19 protein-coding genes and 2 pseudogenes are annotated in these 17609 nt (G+C 45.1%); 17 read left to right on the forward strand and 4 right to left on the reverse strand.

Features of this window, described 5'->3' with window-relative positions; all coding sequences use genetic code 11:
• The first annotated feature begins 9 nt into the window (after positions 1-9).
• The 10 genes and pseudogenes from nrfD to DESOR_RS28135 form a co-directional block, all read left to right on the forward strand.
• Complete coding sequence (nrfD, locus tag DESOR_RS15020) at positions 10-1236, forward strand: NrfD/PsrC family molybdoenzyme membrane anchor subunit (protein ID WP_014185434.1); 1227 nt, start codon at positions 10-12, stop codon at positions 1234-1236.
• A gap of 2 nt (positions 1237-1238) precedes the next feature.
• Positions 1239-1916 carry a TorD/DmsD family molecular chaperone gene (locus tag DESOR_RS15025; RefSeq protein WP_014185435.1) on the forward strand — a complete coding sequence of 226 codons (678 nt, stop codon included), beginning with the start codon at positions 1239-1241 and terminating at the stop codon, positions 1914-1916.
• A gap of 158 nt (positions 1917-2074) precedes the next feature.
• The gene (locus DESOR_RS28130) at positions 2075-2605 is read left to right on the forward strand and encodes a 4Fe-4S dicluster domain-containing protein (RefSeq protein ID WP_014185436.1); all 531 of its coding nucleotides are present in this window, start codon (positions 2075-2077) and stop codon (positions 2603-2605) included.
• A gap of 22 nt (positions 2606-2627) precedes the next feature.
• A complete protein-coding gene (locus DESOR_RS15030) occupies positions 2628-3851 on the forward strand; it encodes a PucR family transcriptional regulator (protein ID WP_014185437.1) in 1224 nt (407 codons plus the stop codon).
• 345 nt (positions 3852-4196) lie between these two features.
• The gene (locus tag DESOR_RS27430) at positions 4197-4622 is read left to right on the forward strand and encodes a hypothetical protein (protein ID WP_014185439.1); all 426 of its coding nucleotides are present in this window, start codon (positions 4197-4199) and stop codon (positions 4620-4622) included.
• A complete protein-coding gene (locus DESOR_RS27435) occupies positions 4619-5413 on the forward strand; it encodes a transposase (RefSeq protein ID WP_014185440.1) in 795 nt (264 codons plus the stop codon). The genes DESOR_RS27430 and DESOR_RS27435 overlap by 4 nt, the downstream gene beginning before the upstream one ends.
• 236 nt (positions 5414-5649) lie before the next feature.
• Entirely contained in the window at positions 5650-6126 is a 477-nt protein-coding gene (locus DESOR_RS15040; protein ID WP_014185441.1) for a (2Fe-2S)-binding protein, read from the forward strand.
• Positions 6127-6330: 204 nt separating this feature from the next.
• The gene (locus DESOR_RS15045; protein WP_014185442.1) at positions 6331-7449 is read left to right on the forward strand and encodes a C45 family autoproteolytic acyltransferase/hydrolase; all 1119 of its coding nucleotides are present in this window, start codon (positions 6331-6333) and stop codon (positions 7447-7449) included.
• A gap of 12 nt (positions 7450-7461) precedes the next feature.
• Complete coding sequence (locus DESOR_RS15050; protein WP_427853746.1) at positions 7462-8343, forward strand: AraC family transcriptional regulator; 882 nt, start codon at positions 7462-7464, stop codon at positions 8341-8343.
• A 42-nt stretch (positions 8344-8385) separates the two neighbouring features.
• Positions 8386-8496, forward strand: a pseudogene (locus tag DESOR_RS28135) (response regulator transcription factor); the annotation flags it as partial.
• A 254-nt stretch (positions 8497-8750) separates the two neighbouring features.
• On the opposite strand, the gene DESOR_RS15055 reads toward DESOR_RS28135, so the two are convergent.
• Positions 8751-8909 (reverse strand): DUF1694 domain-containing protein, encoded by a 159-nt coding sequence (locus tag DESOR_RS15055; protein WP_242832327.1) that lies wholly within the window; start codon positions 8907-8909, stop codon positions 8751-8753.
• A 562-nt stretch (positions 8910-9471) separates the two neighbouring features.
• Here DESOR_RS15055 and DESOR_RS29735 point away from each other — a divergent pair.
• Positions 9472-9636 carry a hypothetical protein gene (locus DESOR_RS29735; protein WP_014185445.1) on the forward strand — a complete coding sequence of 55 codons (165 nt, stop codon included), beginning with the start codon at positions 9472-9474 and terminating at the stop codon, positions 9634-9636.
• Positions 9637-10099: 463 nt separating this feature from the next.
• Complete coding sequence (locus DESOR_RS15060; RefSeq protein WP_014185446.1) at positions 10100-12037, forward strand: molybdopterin-containing oxidoreductase family protein; 1938 nt, start codon at positions 10100-10102, stop codon at positions 12035-12037.
• A 499-nt stretch (positions 12038-12536) separates the two neighbouring features.
• Here the strand turns inward: DESOR_RS15060 and DESOR_RS30640 are convergent, their stop codons facing one another.
• Positions 12537-12755 (reverse strand): winged helix-turn-helix transcriptional regulator, encoded by a 219-nt coding sequence (locus tag DESOR_RS30640; RefSeq protein ID WP_014185447.1) that lies wholly within the window; start codon positions 12753-12755, stop codon positions 12537-12539.
• 423 nt (positions 12756-13178) lie between these two features.
• On the reverse strand, positions 13179-13640 hold the full coding sequence (locus DESOR_RS15070) for a MerR family transcriptional regulator (protein WP_014185448.1): 462 nt from the start codon (positions 13638-13640) through the stop codon (positions 13179-13181).
• A 176-nt stretch (positions 13641-13816) separates the two neighbouring features.
• Here DESOR_RS15070 and DESOR_RS15075 point away from each other — a divergent pair.
• From DESOR_RS15075 to DESOR_RS30340, 3 genes and pseudogenes are all read left to right on the forward strand, one after another.
• A pseudogene (locus DESOR_RS15075) lies at positions 13817-14949 on the forward strand (iron-containing alcohol dehydrogenase); the annotation flags it as partial.
• Positions 14950-14967: 18 nt separating this feature from the next.
• Positions 14968-15246: a cyclophilin-like fold protein gene (locus DESOR_RS15080; RefSeq protein ID WP_242832328.1), complete on the forward strand. Its 279-nt coding sequence runs from the start codon at positions 14968-14970 to the stop codon at positions 15244-15246.
• A gap of 85 nt (positions 15247-15331) precedes the next feature.
• Entirely contained in the window at positions 15332-16150 is an 819-nt protein-coding gene (locus DESOR_RS30340; RefSeq protein WP_014185449.1) for a cyclophilin-like fold protein, read from the forward strand.
• Positions 16151-16164: 14 nt separating this feature from the next.
• Here DESOR_RS30340 and DESOR_RS15090 read toward each other — a convergent pair whose 3' ends face one another.
• Positions 16165-16476: a hypothetical protein gene (locus DESOR_RS15090; protein ID WP_042331276.1), complete on the reverse strand. Its 312-nt coding sequence runs from the start codon at positions 16474-16476 to the stop codon at positions 16165-16167.
• Positions 16477-16518: 42 nt separating this feature from the next.
• On the opposite strand from DESOR_RS15090, the gene DESOR_RS15095 reads away from it, so the two are divergent.
• Together DESOR_RS15095 and DESOR_RS15100 are read left to right on the forward strand one after the other, a co-directional pair.
• Complete coding sequence (locus tag DESOR_RS15095) at positions 16519-16929, forward strand: MFS transporter (protein ID WP_052304315.1); 411 nt, start codon at positions 16519-16521, stop codon at positions 16927-16929.
• Positions 16930-17260: 331 nt separating this feature from the next.
• Complete coding sequence (locus tag DESOR_RS15100) at positions 17261-17500, forward strand: DUF2922 domain-containing protein (RefSeq protein WP_014185451.1); 240 nt, start codon at positions 17261-17263, stop codon at positions 17498-17500.
• Positions 17501-17609 lie beyond the last annotated feature (109 nt).

The raw sequence follows: 17609 nt of genomic DNA on the forward strand, positions 1-17609 counted from the left end.
AGTGAGAATATGGAAAACAAGAATAAGAACTTTCTTTGGGTTGGAATACTAGGCTTGCTTGTTCTGGCCGGGCTGGGCGCCTGGATTTACCAGGTATCGAACGGACTTATCGTGACAGGGATGCGCAATGTTGTCTCCTGGGGTCTTTATATTACAGCATTTATGTACTTTGTGGGTCTTTCCGCAGGAGGATTAATTGTATCCTCTTCGGCGACCGTATTTAATATTCCCTCGTTTAAGAAAGTATCACTGCCTGCAGTACTGCTTTCCGTAGCCTGCATTGTTATGGCGGCAGGTTTTATTGTGGTTGATATCGGGAAACCGCAAAGGTTATTGAACCTTATTATCCATCCCCAATTCAGGTCTCCTCTTATGTGGGATGTAATTGTTATCACGTGCTATTTGATTATTTCTGTCCTTTACCTGTATTTTATGACTCAGTCTAATCCGGATCAAAGAAAAATAACCATCATGTCTCGAATTGCCTTGCCGGTTGCCATATTAGTCCACTCCGTTACTGCTTGGATATTTGGTTTGATGATATCAAGAGTCGCTTGGCACAGCGCATTAATGGCGCCGATATTTGTCGCTTCGGCCTTGGATTCCGGCCTTGCACTTCTTCTTATCGTTCTCTGGGCGCTGAACCGTTCAGGCAAGTTTAAAATGGACGATAAGCTATTCAGCAGCCTTGCCGGGCTTCTGGCCGTTTTCGTAGCAGTAGATGCATTTTTTATAGGATGTGAAATACTAACCTTAGTATTTCCAGGCGAGGCTACTGTAATGAAAGACCTGTCCCTTCTTTTCAGCGGCAGTTTGGCACCTTTCTTCTGGGGAGAAATGATATTGGGATTGCTGATTCCTTTCTTATTATTGCTTTTTGCGAAAAACCGCGAAAAGAAAAGTATTGTCCTTTTAGCCTCAGCGTTAATTGTGATCGGTGTATTCTTCAAACGGGTATGGCTGCTGTTTTCAGGCTTTATATACCCCATGGTACCAGGAGCATTAGGTGTAACGCTAGGCCAGTACAACCAAGGCGTAGATTCAACTTTTGTCCCTAATATCTGGGCTGCTCAAGGATACTATGCTCCTACTTTTGTTGAGATCCTCATTTTCCTTGGCATTATTTCAGCTGGTACTCTGGTTTTCAGGTTTGGATTTCAATGGATCACGAAGGGTGAATCCGGAAAGACTAAAATTATCGGAGGAAATACCATTCAACAACTTGGAGGTAAGTGATAATGACGTCATCTTGGGAAGAAGTATGCGGCTTACGCACAAAGCTTTACTACTTCTTGGGAAATTGTCTGCTTGAATCTATACCGGATAAGGGTACAGAGGCTATGCAACGAGAGTTTTGGCAGCAGTTTCCTTTAGAAGCAGCCAACGATAAGATGAAGAGCGGGCTTGATAGACTAATTAATTGTACGGAGTATCTTGAAAAATTGCCGGCTTCCCAAGCGAGTCAAGAAATTCAGTTAGAATTCACAAGTCTTTTCATCGGGCCTGGTCAACCGAAAGCCCCCCCGTGGGAATCTGTCTATAGGACTCCGGAAAAACTGCTCTTCGGTTGGCCTACCTTACAAGTTCGTAAAGCGTATCAGCAGGACGGATTTGAGATCAAGCGCAAGTACCAGATGCCGGAAGACCATATGGGATTAGAACTTATGTTCTTATCAACGGTAAGTGATGCTTTAGCAAAGACAATAATTAATAACAATCAGAGTTCTATTCCAGTAATGATAGAGCGGCAGATAGACTTTATCTCAAACCATCCGCTAACGTGGATCGAGGATTTTTTTAATGACGCTCACTCCAGTGAATCCATTGGTTTTTACAGTGGCATGATTGAATTGATTTGGGGGATTCTCCTTTGGGATTTAGAAATCCTTCGTGAAATGCTCCAAGATTTTAAGTAAGAAAAATAAATAACTAGTTTATTTCTAATGGATAATTACTACATGAGAGAGTACGGGGCATTGGCCCCGTACTCTGTAACTATGGCAAGGATGTGCGAAGTTTTTTCGATAATGGTAAAATAGACATATAATTTTAAACTGTAAAGAAGGAATAAGGAATGGCTTGGCGCTTCTTGTTTAACCCGGATCTATGTTTAGGCTGTCGTAGCTGCGAGATAGCTTGCCGTAATGAATTTGCTTCACAAGGCAGTGAGCAATGGCGATGGCTTAAAGAAGTATCCGAAATTTCCGGGGAGCATTATTTTCTATCATTGAGTTGTAATCATTGTGAAAATCCGGAGTGTGTTCGCGTATGCCCTCAAAAAACCTATAGGAAACGCAAAGATGGCATTGTATTGCACGATCCAAGACTGTGCAGCGGATGTAGAAAGTGCACATATGCCTGCCCATTTCATGTTCCGAAATATTCCTTGCTAACAGGCAGGGTAGACAAATGTAATTTGTGTTCACATCGTCTGGACAATGGACTCCCAGCAGCCTGTGTAGCGGCTTGCCCGGTTAATGCGCTTGGTCACTTGTTCCCTAGCGAGCCTGACCCGATAGAATCATGTAACTCTGTTCTGGGGTTTGCCGATGTTTTAATTACCAAGCCCTCAATAAGATTTATTCGGAATATTGGAAATGAATAAAGATTGATTCGAGGAGGCCGAAATGGAAAGTCATCTTGAATGGGTAAAACGAATTGCGCGGGCTCAGACAGAGAAATGCGGCTTGATAGGACTAAGCCGGCTGTTAATGGAGAAATTAGAGAGAATTGTCTTTGTTACCGATGAACAAGGAAATGTGCAATGTTGGCATGTTCCGCAAAATCAGTCTGGTTCTCCTCAGGAAAAGGTATTGCTGCCTAGTCTTGTTGTAGGCTCTAACGAAATGACCAAGGGATTCATTACGTTTGGAGGGATGAAATACTTCTTCTATTGTTGGCCTATAGCTAATCAGAAGAAGGAGGGTTATTTGTGGGTGCTCACAGATAATAATAACTTACTATCTGAGGAAATCGAGAGCATAGAATTTCTTTGTTCGGCTATGTTGGTAGAAATTATGAAGAGGCAGGAGCAGATAGAGTTAAAGCAGTACTTGCGAGATGAATCCCTACTCAATTTGTTATTCAATAATTCCGTTTATCCCGAGACAATAGGACAGATGTGGGGATGGAACCTTGCAACAGCACATATTGTTGTCATTATGGAAGGGAAGATGAAAGTTCGCGGACATAGTTTTTCCGATGTTCGCCCTACGGCTGAGAACTTTCTTCTCGCCAAATATCCTGGGGTTGTGACAGGAATGATAGGAAAATGTCTTATAGCCCTGTTCCCTTACCAGAGAAAGACAAGAGAGAAAGACGGTCAAATCAGTGGTAACTGGAAAAAAACCCCTCTCAAAGCTTACGCGGAATTGCAGGGAATATTAAGCGATGTGGAACTTTGGGCCGGAGTTGGTAACGTTTATTTTGATCCACCATTGCTTTACCGCAGTTATCAAGAGGCGAAAGTAGCCTTAGAAATGGGCAAATTATTAGGTGGAGAAGAAAAACTGGCTTTTTTTGAGGAATTAGGAGCAAGCCGTCTATTTTATAATCAAAGAGAGCAGGACTTGCGTGACTTTTTCAACGAGACTCTTGGTTCGGTTTTTAGGTATGACCAACAACATGATAGTAATCTGCTATTAACTCTTTGGTATTATTTCATTTCAGGTGGAGATATCCAGACAGTGGTAAAAAAACTGTATATCCATGCCAATACCCTCCGATATCGTTTGCGTAAAGTGGAAGAACTTACCGGATGCAGCCTTGATGCCCAGGAAGTAAGGTTTAATGTTTATGCTGCGTTAAAAGTAGGGATTATACTTGGGATTATTATGGAAAGAGAAAATTGAACTATTGGGTTTTAGTCATCTGAGAAAGTGTACAAACCAACTGGTTTTTTAATCAAAGATATACGTTCAATGCATTAGCTGTGCCCAGATCTGCTGACATAGAGCGATTTTGATCCTATGTGAAAAGTTTAGAATGCGGTAGCATGAGAATTAAACAAAAAGAGAACTGAGGTGGTTGACTATGATAACATTTGGCATCATCACCCAGCACTTTAGCCTCTACCATAGTCAAAGCATTGATATTAATGACATTTTTGCCAATTACAAAAGTGTATCAAATTCGGAGATTTTCAACTTCTGTCAGACCTCCCTTTCTGCTAAAATCAGAGGAGAAAAGAGGTTGAAATGAGAAAAAACTACTTGTTAAAATTGGTAAAATACATGAAGAATGTTTATCAGATTGATCATGGCTTGAATAAGCTGACTGACGGAAGAGTTAACCCAATTTATAGTACAGGTCAAGTGATTTTGCCTGTACTTTTTGGTTTTTTGCTAAGAATTAAAAGCTTTAATGAACTGAATTTTATGATTAAAAATCATGAATTTAGTAAGCTGTATCCCCGAGGAACAAGGCTGCCGCAGATTGATGCGATCAGAGACACACTTAAAGTAATTGATATAAACGGCCTAAACCAAATTAATTATCACATTATAAAGAAGTCAGTTGAGAATAAGGTTTTTGAAAACGGAACAATTGATGGATATACTGTGGCAGCTATAGACGGAACAAAATTCTTCGGGGCAATAAGAAATGTTGTCCAGAATGCTTGAAAAACACTAAAGGCGATAAGACCCATTCCTTTCACAGTGGCGCTGTCATGTCAACAGTAGGGAATGGACCTAAACTGGTTATTGGCTTTGAGATGTACAAGCCCGGACAAGATCCTTCCTCAAAAGATGAAGGAGAGTTGAACGTGGGGAAAAGGCTGATTTCAAGCATCATGAAGAGACATAAGAATTTGATTGATGTTGTCGTTTACGATGCTCTCGCCTGTAATTCCGTTTGGATTAACCACTGTAGAAATCTCGATATTGATACAATTGTGAGGGCAAAAAATAATAACAATAGGAGTTTGCGGTTCGTCAAAAAGAAAACAAATAAGTCAGTAGCGGTTGATATTTGGGAAGATGAAAAAGGATTTAAGAAAGTTGAAATTTACGAATCAACATTTACTATGGATAATGTAGAGCAACCTTTACGATTTGTGAAATTTGCAATGAAGCATAAAGACAAGAGACGTTCACAGATTATGATTGTAACGACTTGTATGGATATGACGCTCAAAACATTGTTTAAAATAATAAGAGCACGATGGGATATTGAGAACTCAATCTTCAATAACTTGAAAAATGAATGTGGTTTAGAGCATTGCTTTGTACATGGCGGGAGGGCCATAGAAGCTGTGCTCTATTTGATATTTATTGCTTCAAACATCCTACAATTATTTTTATTAAGACGACTTAGAAAGCACATTAAAACCCAACGGGAAATGGTGAGGCTTTTATTAAAGGGACTATATCAGTTGAAGTACAAAGTCGAATTAGTTTTGAGTAGCGCATAGAGATTAGGCAACTAAATAAGAGGGATTAATTTGGGGGTAGGGGAGGTATATCCATTTTGCAGTCAAATTAAGTAAATGATGTTGATAAAATACATAATAAGGGAATTCCTCAATAATGGTCTACAAAAATCATACAGAAGCTAAATTGCTGGGAATATGGGGAATGCGCAAAATAATCCCCGCCAAATTCAATGTGGGGATTATTTTGCGCTTACTTTTAAACAGCAGGGTGGACAATGGCCGCCAAAACAGTTCGATTAATTGTCAACGGCAGTCCGGTCGCCGTTCAGGTTGAAGAAGACCGTACACTCCTTTATCTCCTCCGGGAAGTCATGGGACTCACAGGAACCAAGGAAGGATGCGGGGAAGGGGACTGCGGGGCCTGCAGTGTGCTTTTGGACGGAGAACTTGTTAACTCCTGCCTGGTCCTGGCCATTCAGGCAGAGGGCCGGGAGGTGCTGACGATTGAAGGGGTAGGGGGGGCAGATCAGCTTCATCCCATTCAACAGGCTTTCATCGAGGCTGGTGCCATCCAGTGCGGTTATTGCACCCCGGGCATGGTGTTGGCGGCCAAAGCACTCCTTGCTAAAGTGCCGAATCCCAGCGAGGAAGAGATCCGGCGCGGCCTGTCGGGTAATTTGTGCCGCTGTACGGGCTATCAAAAGATTGTTGATGCGGTTAAACTGGCGGCTCGCCCAAGGGAAGACAACTAATGAGCAGCCTTTCATGCTGCTTGACAGCGCCGGCAGAGAATGAAGAGCTGGAAATCATACAAAGCAAGCCGCGGCCTAAAAAAACAATCTCTGCTTGAGCAGATGCGGGGTGCATAAGAACCTGGGCGGCAAAACAGCAGAAAATATCATGCAGGCTCTCCCTTACTCCGGTAAACTGAAGAAAACGAAGGAGGGGGACCTAGGATGCTGACACTGCAGACCCATACCGCAGAGCTGAGCGGAACGAGCTATGAAATCGGATATCAGTTAGGAAGGATGACCGCCTCAATCCCGCCATTAAGAGCAGCGCATACTGCCGCCGTGGACAACTTTGGCCCCAGGCAGGCAGAAGAAGGGGCAAGGCTTTTCGACCGCTGGTGTCCCGGCCTTACCGAAGAGCTTTGCGGCTTCGCCGATGCCTTGGCGGTTCAGCCCGAGGAGATCTTTTTCTACGGGATGACCTATCTCTTGCCCCGCTGCAGCCAGATTGCCGTGCTGCCCGGTCTTGCCGCAGAGGGGAAACCTCTGCTGGCCCGCAACTACGAGTTCAATCACGAAGCGGAGGACTTCACTCTGCTCAAAACCAGGGTGACAGGGAAATACACCCACATGGGCACAGGGGTGCTTCACTTCGGGAGGGACGACGGCTTTAACGAACATGGACTGGCCGTCACCATGAGCTCCTGCGGCTTTCCGGTGGGAGCGCCGCCTTCTATGCGGGCACCGAAGCTCAAGGGTCTCCAGTTTTGGGCGGTTGTCCGCGCCCTGCTGGAAAACTGCAAGGATGTAGGCGAATCCCTGGCCTATCTGGAGGGCATGCCCATCGCTTATAATATTAATATGATTTTAATGGATAAGGCAGGCTATGCCGCATTATATGAAACCTTGGACGGCCGCACCGCAGTCCGTCGGATTGGCCCCGATTCCCCGGAGCAGCTGCTCTACGCCACAAATCACGCGGTCTTGCCCGAGCTTAGGGATGTGGAGCCGGAGGTGATGGCCCATTCGGCCAGGCGGTACGACTATATCAGCCGACAGCTTGCCGGCCGGAGGGGAGTAACCAAGGAACAGCTTAAGAGCATGCTGCTGGCGAAGTATCCGGAGGGACTCTGCTGCCATTACTTTGAGGAATTCTTCGGAACCACCAAGAGCATGGTGATTTCGCCTGCAGACGGCATGATCGACCTCTGCTGGGGAGGACGGGCGGAAAACGGCTGGCAGGCCTACGCTATCGCCCAGCCGCTGGCCAATCAGGCCGGGACGATACAAATCAACAGGGAGATAGCCCTGCCGGGAACTTACGCCTGGCAGCCCCTGTATTAAAGAGTGAGGAGGATGGCTGTGGATTACCGGGAGGCGTTGAAGCAGACCGTGATATACATTGAAAATCATTTGGGCGGCGATATCAAGGTAGAAGAGGTGGCCGCGGCGGCGGGCTACTCCTATTACCATTTGAACCGGCAGTTCACAGCCGTCCTGGGGGAGAGTATCGGCAGCTATATCAAAAAGCGCCGTTTGGCGGAGGCCGCCAAGAAGCTCCTCTATAGCGACCGGAAGATTATCGATATAGCCATGGCAAACGGCTTTGATTCCCCGGAAGCCTTCAGCCGGGCTTTCAAAGCCGTTTTTAAAGTCAGCCCCCAGACCTATCGCCAAAACCGCCTGGATACCTTCATTGCCGGCAAGGAACGCTTGGATGCCGGACTGTTGGAGCATCTGGCCTGTAATGTGACGGTACATCCCAGAATTGTGGAGCTGCCGGAGATCAAGGTCGCCGGGCTTCGGGGAGAAACCACCTTGCGGGACAACCGTCTGCGGGAGCTTTGGGAGTGCGCCAATTCCCTCTATCCCCAAATACCCAACCGAATCCCCCAGGGGCGGGCCTTCGGTATCTGCGAGGCCTGCGCGGAAAACACCCTGTACACGATGAATGACGATATCCTCTTCACCGAGGTGGCCGGAACGGAGGTGTCGTCCTTTGAGGGGCTGGCCGGGCCCTTTGTGCCCAAGGTCATCCCCGGCGGGCGCTATGCGGTGTTTACCCACCGCGGCACCCTGAGGAGGCTGCTCCAGACCTTTGACTACATCTGGGGCACCTGGTTTCTCACCACAAAGGAAGAGCTGGACTGGCGGGAGGACTTCGAGCTGTATGACGGGCGTTTTTTGGGCTATGACCATCCCGATTCGGAGATAGATCTGTATATCCCGATCAGATAATCTGAAAAATCCTGATAACGCCCCTTTGTGAAACCTCTTTACAAATCCCTGCTCCTTGACCGGATCAGCAGAGATACGCCAGACTGTACGGAAAGCTCGCTGAAAATGCACATCAGTCATCTGCGCAGGAAATTGCGGGATGCCTCCGGCTAGGATTACATTGAAGCGGTATGGGGGATCGGTTTAAAACGGAAAACAGAGAACGGGGAAATCACCGAACTAAAACATGTCCCAGAACGCGACTTATTGTCGCGTTCTGGGACATGTTTGTGCCGGTTGTCACCTTTAGCGAGCGGAGAATCCTCTCAGAAGGCTGTCTCAGTCCACTCGAATTCAAAAACAGGGCACTTAGGAAAATTGTCTGGTTTACTTTTGTTAATCCATCCTTTATCTGAAGCGCAGGGTATTCATGCGGCAACCGAATAACCCTGTATATAATGACTCAAGGCTTCTTTAATTTCCGGGTAAATAAAGGTTTCGGCGATCTGCTTTTTGGTCAGACGTCTGATAATGCGTTCGCGAAATTCCCCGAGATACAGAATTTTCTCGTCATGTTTCCATGACACCTGAAGCGGACAAGACGGTTTATTCACACTACCCCTCTCCCATACCTTGCAATTCACCTCAAAAAAGCTATAATTAGGAATAGGTGGAAATTAAAAAGTCGCCGTGACCTGAAAGTGTTGGAGCACTTCCAGGCACGAGCAGGTGAGAGAGCACCTACACGTAACAGACTGTCCACGACGACATTTTTATTATACAACGCTGCCCGTTTATGCACAAGCAAGGTGCCGGCAGGGTGAAGCGAGTGTAATGAGGCGTCGGCAGGGAGCAGACTGTGCGGCTTCACGCAGCAGGAGATTCAGCCTATTCCTGACCCAGGCAGCGGAAAGGAACTGTTCGCGTACCCGTTAGGCGGACCGCTTTTCTGTGTACATGTTCACAGCCGGTTTGCTTCCGGTTGATAGGGTTCGGGTGTTTAGGATTCAGCAAATAACGAAGCACAGCGCATGTGTAGGGTGAAAAAAACCTCCCATGCGCTTTTTAATTTCCCCTATAAGAGCAGACGGCAGGACCGGGTCATGACCCGGAGCCTTGCCGCTGCTTGAATAGGGGGTATAGACTGGGATGGATTATAAAACCATGTATTTTCAACTGGCGGCTAAAGTTGCCGATGCCCTGGATATCCTTTTAAAAGTACAGCAGGAAGGAGAAGCTCAATTCATGAACGGAGAGCCGGGACCAGGGCTTAAAGTCCTGGTCATTCAAGATGAAAACCGCGATTCGGAATAGCCCTGAATTCAGAGTTCAATAGTAATAGAAATTGAAAGTGTCTTTTTTGAGAATAAATAAAAAGCACTCTAAAATGAGTGCTTGTATGCTATAATATTTTCGTAACAGTAAAGGCTTGCAGGGCGGTCGGCATTCCTCCGAAGGGAATACTTTCATTCCATAAACGGAAATAGACCGCCTCTCTCAAAGGTTCGGTCTATTCCGTTCTTTTGAAGCCGTCCGCTCTTTAAGCGGTTGTTACATTGGAGTCATGCGTCAACATGACTCCTCTTTGATTATAGTATATCATAGTTGATTCATAATATCACTATTGATAGTGTTAGACATTACATAAATTGGGCATAGTTGCGGCAAATCATCTCATTGACAAAGTAATCCAGACATTCCTTTAGCTGAAGCGCAAGGTATTTGCGGCAACCGAATAACCCTTGTATATAATATATAGAAAGGAAGGTTGAAGAGGATGGAGAAAAAAATCGTAAAAACAACCTGTACAAGAGACTGTCCCAATAGCTGCGGCATTTTAGCCTGGGTTGAAAATGATCGGGTTGTGAAGCTGACCGGAAATAAAGAACATCCTCTGAATAACGGAAGAACCTGTGTGAAGTGCAATCACTACTTAGAACGTGTTTATCATCGCGAGAGGATCACTTATCCTTTAAAAAAGGTCCAGGGAAAATTCATACGCATATCATGGGAAGAAGCCCTCGATGAGATAGCGGGGAAAATCAAGGAAATATGCCAAACCAAATCCCCGGAGTCCATTCTTTATTATCAGGGATTTGGGGCCAGAACCGCACTTAAACTGGTCAACAAACGATTTTTTAATCTATTAGGCAAGACAACGGTTACCAAGGGAACTATCTGCGGCGGAACAGGTGAGAGCTCTCAGAATTTAGATTTTGGCACGAGAATATCCCATGATCTAAAGGATTATGAAAATAGTAATTCCATGATTTTATGGGGCAGAAATCCTGTCGCTACCGGGGTCAACCTGGTACCTATGATTGAAAATATTAAGGCCCGGAAGGGAAAAGTGGTCTTAATTGATCCTGTGAATACCCAAACAGCTCCCCTTTGTACCCTTCATCTTAAGCCCAAGCCGGGAACAGATGCTTATCTGGCCCTTGCATTGTCCAGAATTTTACATGACGAAGGTGTTGCAGACAATGATTTTTTGCAGAATCATTGTCTTAACTATGAAGCCTATAAACGGATTGTTTATTCCCGCACGGCAGAGGAATATGCGGCCTTGTGTAATGTCCCATCAGAACAAATCTTTGCAGTAGCTGAGGTGCTGAAGGAAATGAAGCCCACAGCTTTTGTACTGGGCTGGGGATTGCACCGCTGGGAATACGCCCACACAACCCTGCGCGCTATCGACGCCTTAGGAGCAGCAGCGGGTTCTATCGGTGTAGCCGGGGGAGGAGTCAGTCAAGGGTTTGAGGAGTATGCGCCCTATGATTGGAGTATATGGGGAGACGAACTACAGCCCAAAAGAAGAAGATTCTATATGCAGCTGCTGGGTGAAGAACTGAAAAATGCGAGTCCCAAAATTGAAATGGCAATGATAACGGCAGGAAATCCGGTTTCAATGCTTCCCAATGCCAACCGAACCAAGGAGGCTCTTTCAGAAGTCCCTTTTTTAGTAGCAGCAGGCCACTTCCTGGATGATACGGGTATACTGGCGGATATTTTTTTGCCAGTTACAACATTTTTAGAGGAAAAAGACATCGCAGCTTCATATGGGCATAGTTTAATTGGACCAATTAATCCAGCCATCCCACCCCTTGGCGAATGCAAATCAGATTTTGAGATATTTATGGAACTAGGAAAGCGCTTTGATTTTGCCCCAGAATATGTGAAACCTTTGGACGAGTGGCTGGAGATAATCATGAAGCCCACCTTGGAACGCGGTATTTCCTTGCAGCAAATATTCAACGGGGGCGCCTATAATCCGGACACTCCTAAAGTTCCCTATCTGGATAAACACTTTCCTACCTCAACGGGCAAGTTTCAATTAATGAAGGACTTTGAACTGCCGGAAGGAAGAGATTTAGACTATAAATATCAGCTTATGTCGATTGCCCCGAAAGATTGGCTGTGTTCCGAACTTTCCTTAGAAGAGCAAACAACCCTTCTTCCCGTAAAAATCAACGCGGAAGAGGGCTTAAAACTTGGTTTAGTAGAAGGGAAAGTATGTATCGTCGAAAATCAGTTCGGAGCCATCCGCTGCATTGCTGAATTTGATGGTGAGCAAAGAAAAGACCTGGTGGTAATTCCAAGAGGAGGCTGGGGCCAGGCTGGCCGTAACATTAATGAACTGACCAGGGGCTTAGTATCAAAGGTGGGGGACGGAACACCCTATTATGAAACCAGAGTTAATGTTCGAAGCGTGTAATGGTGTATCATTCTCTTGTTAAATTAAGACTTGCATAGCAGTTCCTGTAGTGCTAATGTCTGTCCGAAATTAGCCGAGGTCCGATGACTTACCTCGGACACTTGTGTGATGATTTAGGCCAGCATCTCGCAGAGGCAGGGTTAGCCAGTCCCACTTTGAAACGCGCGTTTCAAGGTGGGACTGGCAGTGAGTTAAAGAATCTAAAAAAACCTCCCACAACAAGGGAGGCCTTAATATGCTCAATGGTTTGAAGTTGTGTAATATAGATTTCCGATATGAGGAAAATGATATGCTCCCCTTTGAGTCAATGTCATTAAGTTAAGCTCATGAGAAACCCCAGCGGTAGAAAAGTGATACCGCTGGGGTTGTCGCATACACGGAATGACATAGAAAACACAGGTGTTTTTGAATTTTGAGCAACACAAAAGCAGATGCCCGCAAAGCATCTGTAAAAGTCCTATCACACATGTTAAATCTCTAATAATTCTATACTGGAACCCTACTGCTGAAATTGGATTTTAAGCATTTTTTGAGTCACATCAGGTAACCTTCTCTTTATACCACTAAATCTTAATACTTTGTTGCTTAGATACCACAAAATCATGATTTTTCTTTTACCTGACAGGAGACGCTGGACCAGAGCCAAGGGACAAGAATCATACTTCAAACATTTATCATTCATAAAACAGTCATCATGTTTCTTTAAATTATTTGTCATCTAATCACCTCGTAATAGCAGTATCAAAAGAGATACTATGGCACAATAAAGTACCTACTTAACAAGATAAATTCTATACGTTAGTATTATACCAGAAAGTTAATAAAAGGAATAAAAAAATCATAATCATAAAAAGAAAGTACTCATTTAACACCAAGTATCTTTTTATTAAATGGATTCTTAATGGTTATATTTCAAACAAACGTTTAATACATTTTTTCTATATCTTTAAAAATATATTAAAGTAAAAAAAGGCCGACTCAAGAAAATGAAGCAAAGTGACATGAGCTCACTCGCTTCATTTTTGTGTACTAGCAGGTGGTGAGATAGGGTATTCATAGAAGAAGTCATGATCATGAACTTTAAGTTGTAAGTGCTTATGTGGCCCATTCAATTTATTAAGACCATTTTTGCTTTACAGTCTCATTCCGTAAAATGGTATAGTCTTTCGATTTTCTCTTTGATTTTCCGAATATCTTCCGGAATATCTTCCGGTTTCATTTTGTCATGTATGGCGGTGGTTCCGGCTTCCTTCGATATTTCATAACGCCAGCGTTTATACTTAATGACCTCAAGAGCATCCTGCAGCTCCTTGATTTGCTGTTCCACTGCTTCCTGACGTTCTTTAAACATCTCTAAACGTTGCTCGATGGTCGTATCACCTTCCATAGCCCACTTAATGAATTGCTGGATGCCTTTAATAGACAATCCGGTTTTTTTCAAACAGTCGATAATGAAAAGCCAACTGAAATCTTCCTCTTTGAATAAACGAATTCCACCCTCGCTGCGATCAACAAAAGGCAACAGACCTTCCTTGGAATAAAAACGCAGCGTATGAGGTGAAACATTTAGTTTTCTGGCAGTTTCCGCTACGGTGTAATGCATTTCCATCCTCCAAAAGCACAATAAACAAGCTCATAGGCAAAAAATAACATAAAAATTATCAAAAATCTCTTGACTTAGAGTTAACTCTCAAGTTTAAGATTATTATACCACTTGTTATTTTGACTATCAATGTAAGGTTCACACTTTCATTTGAACAGTGAGAAGGGGGAAATTCCATGATCTACAACATGTATGTTCCTACCCGCACTTTGTTTGGTGCAGGCATGCTGAACGAATTACACAAACAGGCCATGCCGGGAAATAAGGCGCTAATCATTATATCCAACGGAAAAACCACAAGAATAAACGGCTATCTGGAACGGACCGAGGCTCAGCTTCATGCGGCAGGTGTGGACACTACCGTATTTGATAAAGTACAAGCCAACCCGCTGAAATCCACGGTTATGGCAGGCGCAGCTTTTGTCCGTGAGAACAATTGTAATTTTATTGTAGCATTGGGCGGCGGCAGTGTGCTGGACGCGGCCAAGGCCATCGCGGTGATGGCGACGAATGACGGCGATTATTGGGATTATATTGGCTCCGGTACAGGAAAGGGCAGGCCGCTGGCAAATAAGCCCCTGCCTATTATTGCGATTACCACCACGGCAGGCACCGGTTCTGAAACGGATGCGGCCTGTGTGATCACAAACGAGGAAACCCATGAGAAAACCGGATTCGGCAACCCGGCTCTGTTCCCAGTGCTGGCTGTCGTTGATCCTGAACTTATGCAAACAGTGCCGCCAAAGTTCACCGCTTATCAGGGGTTCGATGCACTGTTCCACAGCCTGGAATGTTATATCTCGAACCGCGCGAATCCCATGGGCGATTTGTATGCTTTGACCGCCATCGAAAATGTGGCGGAATATCTGCCGCGCGCTGTAGAGGACGGAAAGAATATGGAAGCAAGGAAAAAGGTGGCGTTTGCCAGTACACTCTCCGGTGCGGTGATGACCATTAGCGGCTGTACCAGCGAGCACTCCCTTGAACACGCCATTTCTGCCTATCATTAGGAGCTTCCCCATGGCGCAGGTCTTATCATGATTTCCAAAGCGTACTATGAGCACTTTATCGGCAAACATGTCTGCAGCGGCCGTTTTGTACGTATGGCACAGGTAATGGGCATGAAAAACGCAAAGGAGCCGATGGACTTTATTACCATGCTGGCAAAACTCCAAGAGGACTGCGGCGTAGCAAATCTCAAGATGTCCGACTATGGCATCACGCAGGATGAATTCGGGATGATGGCAAAGGATGTCAAAGACACTATGGCAGATTATTCCAAAACGATCCGGCAGAACTGACTCAAGAGAGTTCGACCTCTCGGGCCTTGATTGAAAAGCTGCCATTAACACTGCCCATGCTGGACTTATATGGGCGGGAAATGTGCTACCGTTTCCCTGACGAGCTGCCCACGGACAGCCTGCGATCAGATGGATATGCAGTGGGAGACTTGGCTTATTGGCCGCTGCGTCATAGCTTTGTGATCCTGTATAAGCAGAACGGAGAAGAATTCACCCGTCAGCACATCGGCCATATCGATTCCGGCGTTGATATTTTTGACGGAATGGGGGATGTGAACGTGACGTTTGAGCTGCCGGATGAGTAATCCATATTGGTTGCCCGAGCTACATGGCTTAGGCAGCCGATATATCCCATAACGAAAACATAAGGAATAAGGAGGAACACAAGATATGAAACGACTTTGTGTATGGATATTTGCTGCGGCCTTATTGATTTCCCTTTCTGCTTGCAGCAGCAATAAGGCTGCTCCCCAAAACAATTCATCTGAATCCCTAACGATCATTGATAATACAGAGAGCGGGCAGGAAACGGAAGTATCTGCAATTGATGACACGGAGACGGCAGATATCAATACTTCTGTTCCGTCAGAAACACCCGGTATTCAGGAAAGCGCCTCTGATGCGCTGGTAACCAGCAGTCCGGAAAATTCCGGGACGACAAGGCCGAGTACTGCGACTGACACCTCGGCTCCGGCTCTTACACAACCGGCGGAAACAGCAAAGCCACCGAATCCCCCGACTCTGGCTCCTACACAGCCGGCAGAAACAGCAAGGCCCAGTACTGCTCCTGATTCTCAGACTCCGTCTCCTGCAAAACCGACAGAAAGTGAGGAACCGACAAATATGGAGACTTCTGAAATTAAAGTAAGGATCACCGTCAGCGGCCAGGAACTGACCGCTGCACTGGATAACAATGCAACGACGCAAGCCCTGATAAAAAAACTTCCCTTGACGCTGCCCATGATGGATCTGTATGGCCGCGAAATGTGCTATCGCTTCACCGACGAACTCCCTGCAAACGAGGTGCAGACGCGCAATTTCCAGTTGGGTGAAATTATCTATTGGCCACCCCGCCACAGCTTCGTCATTATGTATAAGCAGGACGGTGAGCAGTTCAGTATGCAGCACGTAGGACAGATCGACAGCGGAGTTGAGATTTTCAATGAAACCGGGGATGCGGAAGTTACCTTTGAGTTGATAGACGACTAATTCATATCGGTTCTTTAAAGAACTTTCAGACTGTTGAAAACAAATAGTCGGTAAAATCGTCCTTCTAAATCAAGTACTTGAGAATAGGGACCACGATTTAATAGCAACAGCAAAATTATAAATAAAAAATAAATGTAAATATTAGTATTATTTATATTTATAAACCTTATCAGTTTAAAAAAGAAAAGGATGATGAAAATGGCTTTAAATAATGATTCTACACCAACTGCCGCTGCAATGCGGAAACGAAAAACAATAGGCTTCATAGGAGCAGCCTGCTCCTTAGCAGTTGCGTTTGGAGCCTCATCGCGGCGGAGCACCTGCATACAACGAATACACTGACAGCAGCAGCGGTATTTGCCTGCCTGATGGCGCCTAACGCTATCGGCAGTTTGCTGGTTGGCCGTCTACAACCGAAAACAGCTCAGCGTATAGGCATTTGTGCATTTTTCATGTGTGTGGTCGCAATTCTTGCCGCACTGAATGTTGGTTCTGTTATCCTTTTTCTTACAGTAAGTGTATTGGCGGGAATAGCACAAGGAACTGCATTTACCGGAAGTATGCGAAGACTGCTGGTTAAAACCGGTCAGCAAGACAGGGCCGGTGTGCTTTCGACGATTTATCTTTTGTCCTACAGCGGTGCCGCGGTTCCGAACCTGATTGTGGGGCGGCTTTCCGGTATGTTCGGCTTGTTTCAAATAGCGATTGGATATGGCTTGCTGGTAGCAGCGTCTTGTATAGTTACACTCTTCGCTTCACACCGTGATGAGACTGTCTAACGATTCATTTCTTCTGAGTTTGATACACGGTGTTTTTAAGTTGTTTGTGCTAAATACAACACAACGTCCCATTCGGGAATATAAAAGCCAACATTTTATACTGCAAGATTCTTGAACTTTTCCGTTAATTCTTGGACAGAACACATGCTTAATAATTTTGTCCAATCTGCGGGACCCCTCATAACAATAATGTGGAAAACAAGTTTAACTTATACAGCGAGATAGAAGAATGCGAAGAAACTTTCTTTTGCTTTTGGGTTTGTCACCCTTTCCAGACAAGTTCATATAATGAAGCATGGGCCGGCTTTTACTCACAAAAAAGTGATTATCCATGCCCATTGCAACCCAGAAAGTTATTCGCCTCGTTTTCACCGTGGCTGACGGAGGCACGTTCACCATGACGTTGCCCTCGCCAAGGGCGGACCTGACGCAGGCGGAGGTTGAGCAGGTCATGGATCTCCTTATCGAAAAGATTTATTTTGATCTTTCCGACGGCGGCCTCGTCGCCAAACGCGATGCTAAAATCATAGAAACAGTAACTGAGGATATTTTCGACCCGCCTGTCGCTTAAATTGTTTTGAAATCAGCGCAAACCCTGTAAAAGCCCAGTCCATACCTCAAATTGAATAAATCAAACCGAAAAATGGCGACCGCCTGAAAGGAATTTCAAGCGGCCGCCA

It is taken from the genome of Desulfosporosinus orientis DSM 765 (genome assembly GCF_000235605.1).
Taxonomy (GTDB): domain Bacteria; phylum Bacillota; class Desulfitobacteriia; order Desulfitobacteriales; family Desulfitobacteriaceae; genus Desulfosporosinus; species Desulfosporosinus orientis.

Coding starts and splice junctions, on each gene's coding strand:
- DESOR_RS30640 (WP_014185447.1), bottom strand. CDS start 12,755: ATGACAAATAATTTAAAGAAACATGATGACTGTTTTATGAATGATAAA.
- DESOR_RS15060 (WP_014185446.1), top strand. CDS start 10,100: ATGGAGAAAAAAATCGTAAAAACAACCTGTACAAGAGACTGTCCCAAT.
- DESOR_RS29735 (WP_014185445.1), top strand. CDS start 9,472: ATGGATTATAAAACCATGTATTTTCAACTGGCGGCTAAAGTTGCCGAT.
- DESOR_RS27430 (WP_014185439.1), top strand. CDS start 4,197: ATGAGAAAAAACTACTTGTTAAAATTGGTAAAATACATGAAGAATGTT.
- DESOR_RS15090 (WP_042331276.1), bottom strand. CDS start 16,476: ATGCAGGTGCTCCGCCGCGATGAGGCTCCAAACGCAACTGCTAAGGAG.
- DESOR_RS15070 (WP_014185448.1), bottom strand. CDS start 13,640: ATGCATTACACCGTAGCGGAAACTGCCAGAAAACTAAATGTTTCACCT.
- DESOR_RS15030 (WP_014185437.1), top strand. CDS start 2,628: ATGGAAAGTCATCTTGAATGGGTAAAACGAATTGCGCGGGCTCAGACA.
- nrfD (WP_014185434.1), top strand. CDS start 10: ATGGAAAACAAGAATAAGAACTTTCTTTGGGTTGGAATACTAGGCTTG.
- DESOR_RS15100 (WP_014185451.1), top strand. CDS start 17,261: ATGCCCATTGCAACCCAGAAAGTTATTCGCCTCGTTTTCACCGTGGCT.
- DESOR_RS28130 (WP_014185436.1), top strand. CDS start 2,075: ATGGCTTGGCGCTTCTTGTTTAACCCGGATCTATGTTTAGGCTGTCGT.
- DESOR_RS30340 (WP_014185449.1), top strand. CDS start 15,332: ATGAAACGACTTTGTGTATGGATATTTGCTGCGGCCTTATTGATTTCC.
- DESOR_RS15040 (WP_014185441.1), top strand. CDS start 5,650: ATGGCCGCCAAAACAGTTCGATTAATTGTCAACGGCAGTCCGGTCGCC.
- DESOR_RS15095 (WP_052304315.1), top strand. CDS start 16,519: ATGGCGCCTAACGCTATCGGCAGTTTGCTGGTTGGCCGTCTACAACCG.
- DESOR_RS15025 (WP_014185435.1), top strand. CDS start 1,239: ATGACGTCATCTTGGGAAGAAGTATGCGGCTTACGCACAAAGCTTTAC.
- DESOR_RS15050 (WP_427853746.1), top strand. CDS start 7,462: ATGGCTGTGGATTACCGGGAGGCGTTGAAGCAGACCGTGATATACATT.
- DESOR_RS15045 (WP_014185442.1), top strand. CDS start 6,331: ATGCTGACACTGCAGACCCATACCGCAGAGCTGAGCGGAACGAGCTAT.